Source organism: Polaribacter sp. SA4-10 (assembly GCF_002163835.1).
Classification (GTDB): Bacteria; Bacteroidota; Bacteroidia; order Flavobacteriales; family Flavobacteriaceae; genus Polaribacter.
Genome location: NZ_CP019331.1, coordinates 3,002,016 through 3,017,412 on the forward strand (window position 1 = coordinate 3,002,016; position 15,397 = coordinate 3,017,412).

The window sequence follows — 15,397 nt, forward strand, 5'->3', positions numbered from 1 at the left end:
GTGTTAGAATCTATAAACTAGCTCCAATTTGTAATCTTGCAAACTTTTTTGAGCCTTTTCATAATCTTCAGTAAAACCTAAAATATAACCTCCACCTCCAGAACCACAAAGCTTTAAATAATAATCATTTGTCTTAATTCCTTTTTCCCAAACTTTATGAAAAGCTTTAGGGATCATAGGTTTAAAGTTTTTCAAGACCACCTTAGAAAGGTTTTTTACATTTCCAAAAAGCGATTTCACATTACCTTGTAAAAAATCTTCAATACAAGCATCTGTATGAATAGCAAATTCTTCATCAATCATTTTTCTAAAACCTTTATTTTTCATCTTATTCATAAAGATTTTTACCATAGGTTCCGTTTCACCAATTTGCTCAGAATCTAATAAGAAAACTGCACCTTTTCCTTGTTTTTGAGAAGGAATCCCTGCAGGTTCTATACTTTCTTTAGAGTTGATTAAAATAGGTAAACTTAAGTAAGAATTTAATGGATCTAATCCTGAACTTTTACCATGAAAAAAAGATTCCAATAAAGAAAAAATTTCTTTTAACTTTAGTAATTTATCTCCAGTTAAGTTTTCTAAAACTGTAATTTTATCATTTGCATACTTATCATAAATAGAGGCCACTAAAGCACCTGAGCTCCCAACACCATAGCCTTGTGGGATTGAAGAGTCAAAATACATTCCATTTTCTATATCTTTCTCAAAATCAGTTAAATTAAAAGAAACTAAATCTGTTTTTAAAGATGTAATATATTTATAAAAAAGAAGTAATTTTCCATTTGATTCTTTCGCTTTTCCAGATAATTCCGAAGATGATTTTAAAGCTCCTCTATAAGCATTAAATGGAATTGCCAAACCTTTGGAATCTTTAATAATTCCATACTCCCCAAACAGTAAAATTTTAGCATAAAATAATGGTCCTTTCATTTTTCTTTAATATAGTACTGCAAAAATACAAATAATTATGTTAAGGAATTATTATTAAAAATTTTTGTAAAAAATCTTCCAAATTCCAACTTTTTCTCCCTTTTTATATTTACCACGAGATTGGATTTTACCATTTTTATGGTATATTTTCCAAATTCCATCACGTAAACCTTTAGAATATCTCCCTACACGCTTAGTTTCGCCTGTATCAAAAAACTCAGAAAAATTACCTTCTGGTTTACCTTCAAAATAATTTACATTCTGAAATACGGCACCATTTTCATGAAAGAAATTCACCTTTCCTTTAAACATTTCTTGGTCGGGCTCCAATACAGTGCTAAAGCCTTCCATTTGTTTTTTTCCGGAAAGATAGTAATCTACAATCCAATAACCTTTTTCCATTTGTTTTGGACTTGGCCTATAATAAGTAGCTTTTTCTTTGACGGATACTTTCCAATTAGAATCAAACCAAACAGTTTCTTGGGCGAACGTAGAGGTAGTTAAAAACCCAACAACTATTACAATAAGTAACTTTGTAGTTTTCATAATGGTATATTTTGGTTGCTGAAAATTTTACAGCTGTTTTGCTCCAAAACCGACAGTATCACAAATATACTGATTTTTCTGACAATAATTAGATAGCTGACTATCAACGAATTGAAATATATTTTCTTTTTCAACTTCAGGATACAAAACGTGAACATTAGCACCAGCATCTAGCGTAAAACAAATATTACTATTATTTTCTTGACGATATTTCCATATTTTATTGATAATCTCTAACGTATTAGGTTTCATCAATATAAAATACGGATTACTAGTTAACATCATTGCATGCAATGTTAATGCTTCACTTTCCACCAAACTGATAAACTCTTTTACATTTCCATTTTGTAAAATTTCACTAATTTTAGATAGATTTTCATTTGCTTGTTTAAATCTATTTTCAGCATATGGATGCTTGTGCATTAAATTATGCCCAATTGTGCTAGAAACTTGTTTTTCTCCTTTATCAACCAACAAAATTGCATCTTGATAGTTCTCAAAAATTGGATGTACTTTATAGGGAAACTGCACCCCAAACAAATCTGAACTTCCTTTAATTTCTGGGTGATTTCCCCAAACAACTAAAGGACCTTCTATGCTTCTACTTGCGCTACCAGATCCTAAACGTGCTAAAAACGAGGCTTTTTTATTGATAAACTCTTGTGATAAACCTGAATTTAATTCCCTTTCTAAACTCATTAAACACATTGCAATTGCACTTAATCCGCTTGCTGAAGATGCGATTCCGCTACTGTGAGGAAAAGAATTTTCTGAATTAATTGTCATTTCATATTCAAAAATATAAGGACAGTATGCTGAGATTCTACTAAAAAATTCTGCTATTTTTGGTTTAAATTCTTCTTTCTGTTTTCCCTCAAAAAATAAGTTAAATGCTACTTCAGGTTTATTCGATTCTGAAACAAGTTCTGAATTATGCTTACGCTTAAAATCTATGGTAGTAATTGTATGACAATTATTTAGCGTAAAACTTATAGAAGCATTTTTAGGAATTTGAGGGTTGCTTTTTCCCCAATATTTCACCAAAGCAATATTACTAGGAGTTTGCCAGGTGTAACTAACTTTTTCTATAGAATTTGAAATTGCTTTCGGGATAAATTGTTCTGTACTCAAAATTTAGAATTTATGTCAAAGATAAAACTATTTCAATTAAATTTCGGCTAACTTTTTAAGTACATTTTCTTTATAGGCTCTATTAATTTGCATTGCATTTTTTTCAATTTCTACAAGCGCATTTGTATTAGAATTTACCTTATTTAAATTAACAATATAAGACCTATGAATTCTTGAAAAACTTTTGTTTGGTAGTTTGGTTTCTATAATACGTATTGTTTCTCCTTTAACAATACGTATTATCTTGTAAATAATTTTTAATATACCCTGAAAGGTTTTATGAATATGAGTTTCATCAAAAATTATCTTTACCATTTTTATTTCTGACCTCACAAAATAAAATCAATTTTAGTTGAAATTTATTCGTTTATTAAATGAGAATTAAGAACAATTGTGGTTTCAGAAAATTTATGTATCCCCTGTAGAAAACGACCAAAAACAATAGGTTGAAAAATATTCTAGCCTTTGTAAACAAGCACCATCAACTGCATATTCTCTATATGTAGTTGTAAAAAACAATCTTAGAAATTGTTCTTTCATCACAATTAAAAAATTACCACTAACTTTAAAAATATATTTGAATCGAATTTAAAAACAAATACAATGCACTTAATCAACGAAGGAGGCCCATTCTTTATGGTCTCATTACTCATTTTACTATTTATTACTATTTATTTAGTCGCTAAAGGATTTAAAAATAATTCAGAAAAAAATGTAGCACTTATTAAAGCAATTACCCTATTTGCGCTGGTATTTGGTTTATTTGGGTTTATTTTAGGTTTAATAAACGCCTTAGACATGATTCCTTCTGATGGAAATATTGCACCAGGAATTTTAGCTGGAGGAATAAAACGAGGAATTCTGCCCCCAACTTTAGGAATATTTACCTTCTTAGTTGGACGGTTTGGTGTACTTATTTTTACGTTGATTAAAAAGGAATAGAAAAACTTATAACAAGTTGTGACGTCCTGAAATAGCATTGATGCTTTTTGTTTGTATTTTTGTTGATCATGGATACAAAGGTTTTTTTATTATTAAATGGTGAAACTCCAAAAGAACTTCCTAATCTATCTACCTATAAAATTATTTGTGCAACGGATGGTGCTTATCAGTTTTTAAAGAAAAATAAGATTATTCCTAATTTTATTAGTGGAGATTTTGATTCTTTAGATCACCTACCAAATGATATAGAAGTAATTCATACTCCAAGTCAAGATTTTACAGATTTTGACAAAATGTTACAAATTTTGTTTGATAAAGGCTTTACAAGAATAGATGTTTTTGGAGCAAGTGGAAAAGAACAAGATCATTTTTTAGGAAATCTTCACACAGCAATTCAATGGAAAGGAAAATTAAACCTTACTTTTTTTGATAACTACAGTCGTTATTTTTTAGCGGATAAAAATACAGAAGTCTTAAATTGTATAGAAAAAATAATTTCTTTAGTTCCGTTTCCTATCGCTAATAAAATCAGTACAAAAGGTTTACAATACGCTTTAAAAAATGAAAATTTAACTTTTGGAAAAAGAATTGGTACAAGAAATATGGCAATAGAAAATAAAATTGAAATCAGTTTTGAAACAGGAGAATTGTTTATTTTTATCAATCATTAAAAACAAAAAAAAATGAATAGAAAAATAAAACTTTTATGGGATTTTAGAGGGCCAGATGCAAAAGAAACTGCAAAACATCACACCATTCATTTAAAAGAGTTTGCGACTATTGAAAACCTTAATTTTCATGAAATTGACATTCAAGAGGAAAATCCAATGTTATTTTCTGCTTTTCTAATTGTTGATGAAATTGATATGAAAACGTATAGAGATGCTTTAAAACCTCATAGAGGAGAAATTGCCTAGCCTAAAATAATACTTTTAACGGCTAAGTATTCACTGATATTAAAATAATATACTTTTTATTGCAAAAAAAATCAACCCTTTCAAACCCAAATTTAAAGATTTTTTTCAGCTACATTTAGATGCTAGTAAAAAAGAAAGAGTTGGAGATTTATCTGGAAATATTTTTAGAACAAAAAGTTCATCGCAAGATACCGCAACTAATTATTAAGTTTCAGTACAATAATGCTCTAATAAATTTACTAAGAAAAACTAAAAGTGTTCTCTGGGGCAACACGTTAAAGTCTTGGTGTGTTAAAGTTTCAAAAGAAAATATAAAAACTTTTAAAAATATTGCTTCAGTGAGCACTTATAAAGTTTTTAAAAAAGAAGTTCTTTAAAAGAAACCTAACTCACGTTCAGAAAAAATTAATGAATTAGTTTTACCTTTATCTTAAAGGCAAAAGAGATCGTAAAAAGACTATACAAGCAAACACTTTCTTTTTATCATACTTTGTAAATTTTAACACAAAAACAAGATTAGAAGAATTAACAAATAGAAGTGTAGCGCTTTTTATTAAAAGGTTTTTATATAACGTAATATTCTGTTAGTTATCAAAGACAGTTTATTAATGCTCTTAAGATTTTTACTATGTTTTGCACACACACACACACACACATTAATGATTTACGGTTAGGAAGAACAAATAAGTCTAGAAAACTACCAGGTGTTTTATCTCAAAAAAAATAATAAGTAAAAGCTTCGTGGCTCGGCTGACAATTTATCGATTATTAACCTCCCACACTAAACTTATAAAAAACAGTTGTAGTGTATTTGAGAAAGTTGTAAACATTTGAATGATTTTAAAAACATTTGGCTTTTTGTCTAAAAAAACGAAATTTAAAAGAAACGATCTTTTTCGGATTGAAATTATACGGGCTTTTAATTTGCTTAAGGCAAATTGTTTTTTTTTTGGCTTATTGTTATATTATCAAATATTGTAACTGGGTTTATTTAATTTTATGCGAGATTAAGTGCTAGAATTATGTTAGCAATTTGCATACATGCTTGAATAATGTATTGCCAAGATTAATATCAGTAATAGCGGATTAAAATGTTTTAAAACAAAGAATTGAATTAAAAATAACTCAATATTCTTTGATATTTAATACTTAATTTTCAATAGTTTCAAAAAAGGAAAGTTTAAGAGCATTAATCTATTTTAATAATAATAATAAAATTTGGCTGCTATTTAACTTTGTTTAGCTATATTTGAGGAAAGCTAAACAAGGTTGAATTGCCTTTTTTAACATTTTACTCACATTTCATTTAATTATTAAATAAAATACTTGAATATGAAAATTTTTATTTTAAAATGGTACCCAATTATTTTAGCATTCTTATGCTTATTGTATTCTGTAGGGTATGGAATACTGGGCATGACAGAACAAGCTCAGTATTCAGCACATTGGCCAGGGACAATATTACTATTTGCAATAGCAATTAGACAAAGAAGAACAACATGAGTATAGGCTTCTTTATAATTGGTGGTATAATTTTCTCGATATACATCGGATTAACGGTATGGAATATTGTGAACTCAAGTAAGATGTCAAAAAAAGAAAACTATCCAAATCAAAAGTAGAATTTTGTTATTAGTAAATAACCAGAAATAGCTAAGTACTTAAATTACTATGTGTTTTTACTAAAATGTGTTGTGCTAATTCATATTTATATTCTTTCTATAACAAAGGTTATAGTTTTATGGATAATCTAGCATGTGATTATAATTTGACTTTGGAATGTAAAGGCAATTATTATAAAATGGAAACTTTCCAATAATTAACGAAAACCAAAAAAGAAACTTTAATAAATAGTTGTTATCCATAGATTCTTAAAGAAAGAGCAGAATTAAAAACGAAAAAATTATACTTATCGAAAAAACGAATGAGTTTGGAAATATAGAATGGCTTGACAATCGAACTGATTTAAGAAAAAATAATTCGTTTTTTTAAAAAAAAAATAAAAAAGCATATTCTAAAATGCAATAAAAAGATATAATTATTTTAGACCACATTTATCAAATTATATGCTCGCTCATAAACAAATGCATAGACAAAATACAATCAAAAGGAAAAAACATAAAACTAAAAAAAAGGAGTGATATAAAATCATTACCCCTAAGTTATTAATTCTGTAACGCTATTTCAGTACGCCACAAATTTTTTATTAAACTTTAATATTCTTCTTATAATTATAACATTTCTATTTAAACTTGGTTGGAAAATATAAAATAGTATTAGAAATTGAATTGATTCTGATGAAGAAATTGATTTAAAATTAAAATAAAGACAAAAAAAAACCCGAACTAGCTGTTCGGGTTTTTTGTGGTACCTCCAGTACTATATTTAGCTTTATTAAAACATGTCAAAACAACTTAAATTTGCCTTAAACCCTATTTAAATAAGGGTTTAATTGTTTTTTGTAGGTAAGTAGAATATCAATAAAGTTATATTAATAAACTCTTATTAGCACCCTAATTAGCACCCTTTTTTGTATCTTTATATAAATTGATTAAGCTATGAGTAAAGGGATTGAAAGAACAAAAGGTACAATTAGGTTTGCTTTTAAAACTTCAAAAGCAAAGTTAGAAGAAAATAAAAATATACAAAGTTTAATATTTTTATTTTTTAGTTATGGTAAAATTAGGTTTAAATACTCTACGGGTTACAAGTCTTGTTTTAATGATTGGGATTTTAAAAAACAACGTATTAAAAATAAAGTTGGTATAGAAAACAAAGACAAGATAAATGAAGATTTAAGCAGTTTAGAAAACCAATTAAACAAAGAGTGTGCAAATATCCTAAATGAATCTAAAAATATATCTAATGAACTTCTAAAGTATAAGTTAGACATCTTTACAAAGAAAATAGAACCTCATCAAGAAATTAATACAAACCTTACTTTCTTTCAAGTTATAGATAAATATATCCAGGAGAAGGAATCTCATATTTCAATAATTACAATTAGGTCTTACAAGCAAACAAAAAAAAGATTAGAAGAATATGAAAAGTATTATAACAGAAAACTGATGTTTGATTTTATCAATATTAGCTTTTATAATGATTTCAATACTTTTATGGAAAGCAAAGATTATGCTTTGAATACCATAGGAAAGCATATAAAGAACTTAAAAACATTTTTAAACTATGCGCTTGCAGAAGGATATTCGAGTAATCAGAAGTTTAAAAGTAAAGATTTTAAGGTAACATCAGAAACAACTACAGAAATATATTTAACAGATTCAGAAATAAAAGAAATGTTAGATAAAGATTTATCTAAATATCCAGAAGTAGAATTAGCAAGAGATGTTTTTTTAATTGGTTGTTATACCGGACAAAGAATAAGTGATTATAATAATTTATCTGAAAATGATATTGTTGAAATAGATAATGTTCAGTATTTTAAAATTAAGCAACAAAAAAATAAAAGGTACAATAGAGAGGTTTTGTGTCCTATAACAAAGGAAATGAGAGAAATTATGAATAAAAGGCATAATAAAAAACCTCCTCGTAAGATTGCAGAAAGCTATCTAAACGATTATATAAAGCAAGTTGGAAAAATGCTTAAATGGAATGAGTTAGTTAAATGTGAGTTTACAAAAGGTGGTAAAACAATTACTAAAATGATTCCTAAATACGATTTAATAAAATCACATACTGCAAGAAGAAGTTTTTGTACAAATAAATACAAAGTGGGTATGAGTGTGTATGATATTATGTTGTTTTCTGGTCATACAACAGAGAAAGAGTTTTATAAATATATTCGTATTAAGGATGAAGAAAGAGCGTCGCACATTGTAAAAACAGGTTTCTTTAATGTTTAAGTTTTGCAATTGAAAAAAATACTTTCACAAATATTTATTATTTATAAGTTAGTAAAAAAAAAGAAAAAATGGAAAAGAGTAAGCCAAAGGTAATTATTAATGAAATTTTAAGCAAAATTGATATAGTAAGACACCTAAGAAACCTATTTAATGAATTTGAGTTCCCTAAAAAGAAAGAAGAGATTGAAATAGAAATTAGAAAACTTGTCATTGAATTATATCAAGAATCTGAAAAAGAAAACCATTATTTTTTAGATTGTTCTCTATCAGTATATGAAAACACCTATCAAACAAGATTAGAAGATTTTTTATCAAATAATAAAGATGGTAGAGAAGATCAATTTTTAATAAGTGAAATTAAAGAATTAATTAATCCAGAGTATGAATTAAAAGAAATAAGCATATTTGGTTTAAGAGATTATTGTAATAACTCTATGTTCAATACTTCATTTAACGCCAAAAAAGATTTTATTAGAGAGAGATTACTCTCTGTTGGTTGGATATGCAATTTAAAACCAGAATTATTTAAAATGCCTATTACAAACAAAATGTATGAACCACCAATAGAAATAATTTTTACAAAAGACCTTAATTATATTTCTAAAGTTGAAAATGAAAAAATACAATGGATTGGTAAGCCGTCTCATTTAGGATTTATATTAGGGCAACTTGCTTCACTTGATTATATTGATGCTCCAAAACATAAAAACGGAGAAATCAATTACACCAAATTTGCAAAATTAGTAATGCAAACATTTCAAACGGATGGTAAGGAAAGTAGTTTAACAAAATATCTTAACTTACAGAGCGAAAAAGGAGAGGAGACAAAAAGAAATTTCACAAAAGAATCTTTTGTTATTCCACATAAAAAATCAGTGAGTTAAAAAAAAATGCTAACCTTTCAAATTAATAAGCCAATTGGAAGCCATATTAGAGTTACAAAATATTTTAATTAAAAATTATTATAAAGATTTTATTTTATCAATTTCTGATGAAAATATTAACTTTCAATCCTATTATTCTGAACTTATAGAATACAGAAATGAAGAGTATATTGAAAAAAAAATAGAAACCATTGAAAAAGAAATTAACTACATCATAGATGATTTAAAACCAGTCTATATTAAATCTTTAAGTGAAGTTCTTCTAAAATTATCAGTACTTCCAAATCCTTCAGAAAAAATTAACTATTTAAATCATATCATTAAATTATTTAAAATACCTTTAACACAGTTAAGAAAGGATTTTTATATAAATGAAACTGATTCAAGATATTATTCCGAGCCAAGTAAGGCTGAAAACATAGTTTCAACAGATAAGGTTGTTGAAATTATTATGCAAGATTTGCAAGTTGACGATAATGACATAGAGAGAAAATCATACTCCGAAATTGAGTTTTCAGATTTTGATTTATATGAACTTGAATACTCAAATATTAGAATGCAAGTATTATCTAAATTACCTTTTTCTCTTTTTACAATTACTTCAGGTCTAATAAATATTTTGCAACATAAAATTGATGCAATAAACGAAGAGCTCCAAGATGAACAAGCTGTAAAAGAAAAAATAGAATGGTGTGGTAAGCCATCGCAATTAGGATTTTTAATAAGTAAACTTGCTGAATTAGATTATTTAGTACCTCCTAAAAAAGAGGATGGTGAGACCAATTATACGCAATTTGCTAAAAAGGTTTTACATATTTTTAAAATAAAAACAACAGAAGGTACTTTGGCAACTTATTTAAACTCAAATACTAATAAAGCCCAAGAAACACATAGAACTTTTGAAAAAGCAAAGTTTAATATACCACACAAAAAAGAGGTAAGTTAATGCCGTTCGAGTACCCACTCGAACGCTTACTTCTCTTTATCTCTTCTAATTTTGTCCTCGTAACCTTAAAACATTTTTACGATGGAACAAAATAATATCACACAAGTACACGGAATTACACCTCAACAATTAAGAGAAAACATTTTAGCAGATGTTAGAACAGAACTGAAAGAAATAATTTTAAACTTTCAACCTAAAAAACAACCCGAATACCTTACAAGAAAAGAGGTTGCCAAAATCTTAAAAGTATCATTAGTGACACTTTCTGACTGGAATAAAAAAGGAGTATTAAAACCTTATAGATTAGGTAACCTTATCAGATATAAAAGTTCTGAATTAGAGACTGCATTAATTAGTATAAACTCTAAAATAAATTAAGATGAAAGGTTTTGAACATCCATTTAACGATTCTTTAAAGAAAATTTCTTCAAGATTAGAAGAGTTAATCAAATTACAAAAAACAAAGGTTACAGCAAACCCAAAGTATTGCCTTTTAGACAATGCAGATATTTTACAACTCTTTAAAATAAGTTCTAAAACTGCTGCAAATTGGCGAGAAGAAAATATATTACCTTACAGTCAAATTAAGGGTAAAATATATTATCGCCTTTCAGATATTCATAAAATAATAGATCAAAACTATAACCCAATTAAAAAAAAACTGTTGTATTAGATAATCAAATAAACGTACCCATAGAATTTTTTATTAATGCACAAGTAGAGAAATATACCAACGAATTAAAAACTTTTCTACTCTTAAAATTACTCTATAAAAACGGTAAATCTAAACTATCAAATATAGAATTATCCTTTATACAGTATGTGTTACTAATAAACAGAAAAACGCTAAACAAACACATTTTACTATGTAAAGAATTAGGATGGGTAATTTATAATAGCAAAACAACCTATTATCAGATTAAAGCATTCGATAAAATTAGAGAAGAAAATAATTGGGAAGTAAGACTATCATTTCCAATAAACTTAAATACCATTCAAGACTTAAAAGCAATAACAGGAGCAGTTATTTATGGATATCTCCACAAAGATTTTTGGAGAAAAGTAAAGAGAGAAAAAAGCGTGCAAATAAAGGGATGCACCTATTATTTTTTATCTCCTCGCTTTAACTATAAAGAACAATACGCTCCTGTTTCTATTTATGGTGTAGAAGCTATATTTAATATAACTCCAGCAACTGCATCTAGGTTAAAGAATAGTGCCGCTAAAAAGGGATTTATAAAATTAAAGAAAAATTATTCTGATATAATTGATGATAAATATGCACTACAAAAAGGCAAAAAATACAATGACTTAAAACAGAATATTGTCTACAAAAAAGGTAAAAACAGAGAGCAATTAGTAGATACTACCTACCCTCTTTTTCACTTTAAAAAACGGAAACTTTTGCAACCATAAATAAAGGGATTAATAAGGGTAAACTGCAAGAAGAAACAAAAGCAAACCTTTTCTGGTGAAAGACTGTTAAATAGATTTGTATAGAATTCTTTAAAGATACCTTTCTTTATTAATGCTAAATCAATATATATTTCTATTTTTATATTTTAATTGCTATCATACTTAATAAGCCACCAATATGCCATCTGATAAATTAGACTTATCTACACCAGATTTTGTAAACCAAAATATAGAAAAAATAGCTGCTTTATTTCCTAACTGCGTAACAGAAACTGCAGAAGGAAAAGCCATAGATTTCGATCTTTTAAAACAAGAACTAAACCACGAAGTGGTAGAAGGGGTAAAAGAACGTTACCGATTAGAATGGCCAGGTAAAAAAGAAGCCATTGTAACGGCAAATTTGCCAACCACAAAAACATTAAGACCTGTACGTAAAGATTCTGTAAATTTTGATACTACTGAAAACATATACATAGAAGGCGACAATTTAGAAGTATTAAAAATTTTACAAGAAAGTTATTTGGGTAAAATTAAAATGATATACATAGACCCGCCTTACAACACTGGTAAAGATTTTATATATAAAGACAACTTTACACAAGATAGTACAGAGTTTAAAGAGAAAACCGACCAAATAGATGAAGATGGCAATCGTTTAGTAGCAAACCCAGATAGTGCGGGGCGTTATCATTCTGATTGGATTTCTATGATGTATCCTCGTTTAAAATTAGCTCGTAATTTATTAACTGATGATGGGGTTATTTTTATTTCAATTGGAGAACAAGAAGTCCATAATTTAAGAAAAGTTTCAGATGAAATTTTTGGAAGTGTAAACTTTATAGGTGGTGCTGGTAGAATCTCAAAAAAAGCAAATAATAAAGGTGACTATTGGGCTCCTAATTTTGATCACGTACTAACTTATTGCAAAAACAGAGAATTCTGTGTTCCCTTTTTTGGAGGTATTAATTATAGTGCCTATACTGAAATTGAAACAGATGGTCCTCGAAAAGGGGAAAAGTATCAATTAGTCCGCCTATATATGACAAGTCTTGACCCCAGACCAAACCAAAGATATTTTATAGAATGTCCTGACGGTAGTTTTGTTATTCCTCCAGGAGAAGTGTTTCCTGGCGAGAAAATTGATGCTGCTCACATTACACCAGAAAGCAAAAAAGATAAAGTTTGGCGTTGGTCATTCGATTCCTATTTAAAAAAGAAAGACCAGATTGTAGTTAAAAAGGTCAGATCTTCAAATCTTGTAAATGAAAATGGTGGTGAAACTTTTTGGAATGTTTTTACAAAAACATATTTAAATGATGTAATTGAAAATTCATCAGCAACTCCAAACAATTTTATCGAAAATCATATTAATCAATCATCATCTCACGAACTTAAAAAATTAGGGATTCCTTTCGATTTTGCAAAACCAAGCTCTCTAATTAAGTTTTTAATGGAAACTTGTAGAGTTTCGGAAAACGATACTGTGCTTGACTTCTTTTCAGGTTCAGCGTCTTCAGCTCACGCAGTTCTTGACAAAAATGCAGAAGATGAAAAATTTAGAAAATTTATTATGGTTCAACTTCCTGAAATAAATGAACCAAATTCTGATGAATTTAAAGCTGGTTATAAAAATATTTGTGAAATAGGGAAAGAACGTATTCGTCGTTCTGCAAAATCTATTATCGATGCACAATTATTAAAACTTAATGAGAAAAAAGAAGCCTTAAATAAATTAGAGACAAATGGCGAATTGCTAAAAGACACTGAAAAAATAGAATTACTAAAAACAGAAATTTCTAATTTAGAGTTAAAAATAAACAATTTAGACATAGGTTTTAAAGTCTTTAAAGTGGATAGTAGTAATATGCAAGATGTGTATTACAAACCACAAGATTACAATCAAGGGCAATTAGATGTTTTTGCAGATAACATAAAAGAAGAAAGAACTTCAGAAGATTTACTTACACAAGTTTTATTAGATTGGGGTTTACCACTTACCTTAAAAACAGAAACACTTACTATACAAAACAAAGAAGTTTTTAAAGTAGATAATAATTACTTAATGGCGTGTTTTGCAAAAGATGTAGATGAAGCCTTTGCAAAAGAAATAGCAAGCTACCACCCTTTGCGTATTGTTTTTAAAGATAGCGGTTTTAAAGATGATACTGCTAAAGAAAATGTAAAACAATTGCTAAAACAATTAAGTCCTAACACAGAAATGAAAGTTATATAGTTATGGTAGTTTCTACAATAAATTCTCAAATAACACTTTTGTATCTACAAACAAAAGTAGAAAACCAATACTTTGAGCGTAAAGGCTTGGGCGAAAAAGATATTGCACCCACAAAAATTGCCAATGAACTTATTGGTATGTTAAATGCAGATGGTGGTGTATTGGCTTTTGGTGTTGCAGATAATGGTACTATAGAAGATTTAAATATATTTCCACCACAAAAATTAAGTAATTATAGAAATTTAATACACGATTTTATTGAGCCTTTTGGCAAAATAGAGTTAGAGGAAGTTGTAATTTCTGGGCAGCTTATTTTTCTGTTTCACGTAGACCAAGATATAGAACGTATCTATAGACGAAAAGACAATCAAGATATATATTTACGTATCGATGATAAAAATAAAAAATTAGATAGAGATGCAGTTCGTAAATTAGAATACGACAAACAAATAAGGAGGTTTGAGGACGAATTAGAAATTAATTTCGATTTTAATGATTTAGATGAGAGTTTATTAGAACGTTATAAAGACAAATTAAATTATTCTGGTAGCTTATTAGATTTGTTGGTAAAAAGGCATTTGGCTGTAAGAAAAGATGGGCAATACAACATAAAAAAAGCAGGTGTATTACTATTTGCAAAAGACCCCGAAAAATACATAACATCTGCTTCTTTGCGTTACGTGCGTTATGAAGGTACAGAAACAAAAGTAGGTGCAGAACATAATGTGGTAAAAGATATTCGTTTCGAGAACAACATTCCTTGGATTATTGGTAAAGTAAAAGAGTTCTTACATCTTACTTTAAAAGATTATTATTTCCTCGATTTAAAAATGGGACGTTTTAACAAAGTTCCAGAATACCCAGAAGAAGCTTGGTTAGAAGGTATTGTAAATGCACTTTGTCATAGATCTTATAATGTACAGGGTAATTTAATTTACATTAAACATTTCGATAATCGTTTAGAAATTTCTAACAGTGGCCCTTTACCTGCACAAGTAAATATAGAAAATATTAGAACAGAACGATATTCAAGAAATCCAAGAATTGCAAGAGCATTAGAAGATATGGGTTTTGTAAGACAGTTAAATGAAGGTGTTTCTCGTATATACAAATCTATGGAAGAATCAATGCTTTCTAAACCAGAATATATAGAGAAAAATGGCAATGTATATTTAATTCTTCGTAATAAAATAAGCGATCATAGTAAAACAATACCAGATGCCATTATAAAGCATATTCAAAGTAATTGGTCTAATTTTAATGATACACAAAGAAAAATTTTACAGTTTTTATTATATAACAACCAAGCTACAGTTTCAGAATTAGCAGCTCACACAGAGATTAATGAAAAAACGATAAAACTCTACCTAAAACAGTTTATAGAAAAAGAAAAAATATTAGATAGATTAAGCGATAAGGTTCGTGATAAAAACGCAAAATATACTTTTAGGAAGGATTAAAAACCTTTAACGAACAAATTATTAGGTATTTAGTTTACTGATATATAGATATATAGATGTATTAAGGAACATTTCAGAGTAAATAAGGAACAAATAAAGAAAAGCATTTGCTGTTTTTCTTTAAAAGAA

General features: G+C 27.8%; 15 protein-coding genes. 11 read left to right on the top strand and 4 right to left on the bottom strand.

From position 1 onward, the window contains the following. Positions 1-3: 3 nt before the first annotated feature. Genes BTO04_RS13115 through BTO04_RS13130 form a run of 4 tightly spaced genes read right to left on the bottom strand, consistent with a single transcriptional unit; the run spans position 4 to position 2,922 of the window. On the bottom strand, positions 4-930 hold the full coding sequence (locus BTO04_RS13115) for a mevalonate kinase (RefSeq protein ID WP_087564928.1): 927 nt from the start codon (positions 928-930) through the stop codon (positions 4-6). A gap of 54 nt (positions 931-984) precedes the next feature. Further along, on the bottom strand, positions 985-1,476 hold the full coding sequence (locus BTO04_RS13120) for a toxin-antitoxin system YwqK family antitoxin (RefSeq protein ID WP_087564929.1): 492 nt from the start codon (positions 1,474-1,476) through the stop codon (positions 985-987). Between the two features lie 27 nt (positions 1,477-1,503). Further along, positions 1,504-2,607, bottom strand: coding sequence for a diphosphomevalonate/mevalonate 3,5-bisphosphate decarboxylase family protein (locus tag BTO04_RS13125; RefSeq protein ID WP_087564930.1), 1,104 nt, complete (start codon positions 2,605-2,607; stop codon positions 1,504-1,506). 36 nt (positions 2,608-2,643) lie between these two features. Then, positions 2,644-2,922, bottom strand: coding sequence for a LytTR family transcriptional regulator DNA-binding domain-containing protein (locus BTO04_RS13130; protein WP_087564931.1), 279 nt, complete (start codon positions 2,920-2,922; stop codon positions 2,644-2,646). A gap of 288 nt (positions 2,923-3,210) precedes the next feature. On the opposite strand from BTO04_RS13130, the gene BTO04_RS13135 reads away from it, so the two are divergent. The 11 genes from BTO04_RS13135 (at position 3,211) to BTO04_RS13190 (ending at position 15,268) form a co-directional block, all read left to right on the top strand. Further along, complete coding sequence (locus tag BTO04_RS13135) at positions 3,211-3,549, top strand: MotA/TolQ/ExbB proton channel family protein (protein WP_087564932.1); 339 nt, start codon at positions 3,211-3,213, stop codon at positions 3,547-3,549. A 68-nt stretch (positions 3,550-3,617) separates the two neighbouring features. After that, positions 3,618-4,220, top strand: coding sequence for a thiamine diphosphokinase (locus BTO04_RS13140; protein ID WP_232455904.1), 603 nt, complete (start codon positions 3,618-3,620; stop codon positions 4,218-4,220). Between the two features lie 12 nt (positions 4,221-4,232). Further along, the gene (locus BTO04_RS13145) at positions 4,233-4,466 is read left to right on the top strand and encodes a hypothetical protein (RefSeq protein ID WP_087564933.1); all 234 of its coding nucleotides are present in this window, start codon (positions 4,233-4,235) and stop codon (positions 4,464-4,466) included. 2,558 nt (positions 4,467-7,024) lie between these two features. Beyond that, positions 7,025-8,329, top strand: a complete 1,305-nt coding sequence (locus BTO04_RS13155) for a site-specific integrase (RefSeq protein ID WP_087564935.1) — start codon at positions 7,025-7,027, stop codon at positions 8,327-8,329. Positions 8,330-8,397: 68 nt separating this feature from the next. After that, positions 8,398-9,213 carry a hypothetical protein gene (locus BTO04_RS13160; RefSeq protein ID WP_087564936.1) on the top strand — a complete coding sequence of 272 codons (816 nt, stop codon included), beginning with the start codon at positions 8,398-8,400 and terminating at the stop codon, positions 9,211-9,213. 34 nt (positions 9,214-9,247) lie between these two features. After that, entirely contained in the window at positions 9,248-10,159 is a 912-nt protein-coding gene (locus BTO04_RS13165) for a hypothetical protein (protein ID WP_087564937.1), read from the top strand. Between the two features lie 81 nt (positions 10,160-10,240). Then, positions 10,241-10,537, top strand: coding sequence for a helix-turn-helix domain-containing protein (locus BTO04_RS13170; RefSeq protein ID WP_087564938.1), 297 nt, complete (start codon positions 10,241-10,243; stop codon positions 10,535-10,537). A 1-nt stretch (position 10,538) separates the two neighbouring features. Beyond that, positions 10,539-10,832: a helix-turn-helix domain-containing protein gene (locus tag BTO04_RS13175; RefSeq protein WP_087564939.1), complete on the top strand. Its 294-nt coding sequence runs from the start codon at positions 10,539-10,541 to the stop codon at positions 10,830-10,832. Between the two features lie 149 nt (positions 10,833-10,981). After that, positions 10,982-11,575, top strand: coding sequence for a hypothetical protein (locus tag BTO04_RS13180; RefSeq protein ID WP_087564940.1), 594 nt, complete (start codon positions 10,982-10,984; stop codon positions 11,573-11,575). Between the two features lie 178 nt (positions 11,576-11,753). Next, a complete protein-coding gene (locus BTO04_RS15550) occupies positions 11,754-13,808 on the top strand; it encodes a site-specific DNA-methyltransferase (protein ID WP_087564941.1) in 2,055 nt (684 codons plus the stop codon). Between the two features lie 2 nt (positions 13,809-13,810). Beyond that, entirely contained in the window at positions 13,811-15,268 is a 1,458-nt protein-coding gene (locus tag BTO04_RS13190) for an ATP-binding protein (protein WP_232455905.1), read from the top strand. The last annotated feature ends 129 nt before the right edge of the window (positions 15,269-15,397 follow it).

What these genes read in the sequence shown, in the direction of transcription:
- BTO04_RS13175 (WP_087564939.1), top strand. Translation starts at nt 10,539, where the DNA reads ATGAAAGGTTTTGAACATCCATTTAACGATTCTTTAAAGAAAATTTCT.
- BTO04_RS13140 (WP_232455904.1), top strand. Translation starts at nt 3,618, where the DNA reads ATGGATACAAAGGTTTTTTTATTATTAAATGGTGAAACTCCAAAAGAA.
- BTO04_RS13120 (WP_087564929.1), bottom strand. Translation starts at nt 1,476, where the DNA reads ATGAAAACTACAAAGTTACTTATTGTAATAGTTGTTGGGTTTTTAACT.
- BTO04_RS13155 (WP_087564935.1), top strand. Translation starts at nt 7,025, where the DNA reads ATGAGTAAAGGGATTGAAAGAACAAAAGGTACAATTAGGTTTGCTTTT.
- BTO04_RS13115 (WP_087564928.1), bottom strand. Translation starts at nt 930, where the DNA reads ATGAAAGGACCATTATTTTATGCTAAAATTTTACTGTTTGGGGAGTAT.
- BTO04_RS13190 (WP_232455905.1), top strand. Translation starts at nt 13,811, where the DNA reads ATGGTAGTTTCTACAATAAATTCTCAAATAACACTTTTGTATCTACAA.
- BTO04_RS13135 (WP_087564932.1), top strand. Translation starts at nt 3,211, where the DNA reads ATGCACTTAATCAACGAAGGAGGCCCATTCTTTATGGTCTCATTACTC.
- BTO04_RS13170 (WP_087564938.1), top strand. Translation starts at nt 10,241, where the DNA reads ATGGAACAAAATAATATCACACAAGTACACGGAATTACACCTCAACAA.
- BTO04_RS13145 (WP_087564933.1), top strand. Translation starts at nt 4,233, where the DNA reads ATGAATAGAAAAATAAAACTTTTATGGGATTTTAGAGGGCCAGATGCA.
- BTO04_RS15550 (WP_087564941.1), top strand. Translation starts at nt 11,754, where the DNA reads ATGCCATCTGATAAATTAGACTTATCTACACCAGATTTTGTAAACCAA.
- BTO04_RS13130 (WP_087564931.1), bottom strand. Translation starts at nt 2,922, where the DNA reads ATGGTAAAGATAATTTTTGATGAAACTCATATTCATAAAACCTTTCAG.
- BTO04_RS13160 (WP_087564936.1), top strand. Translation starts at nt 8,398, where the DNA reads ATGGAAAAGAGTAAGCCAAAGGTAATTATTAATGAAATTTTAAGCAAA.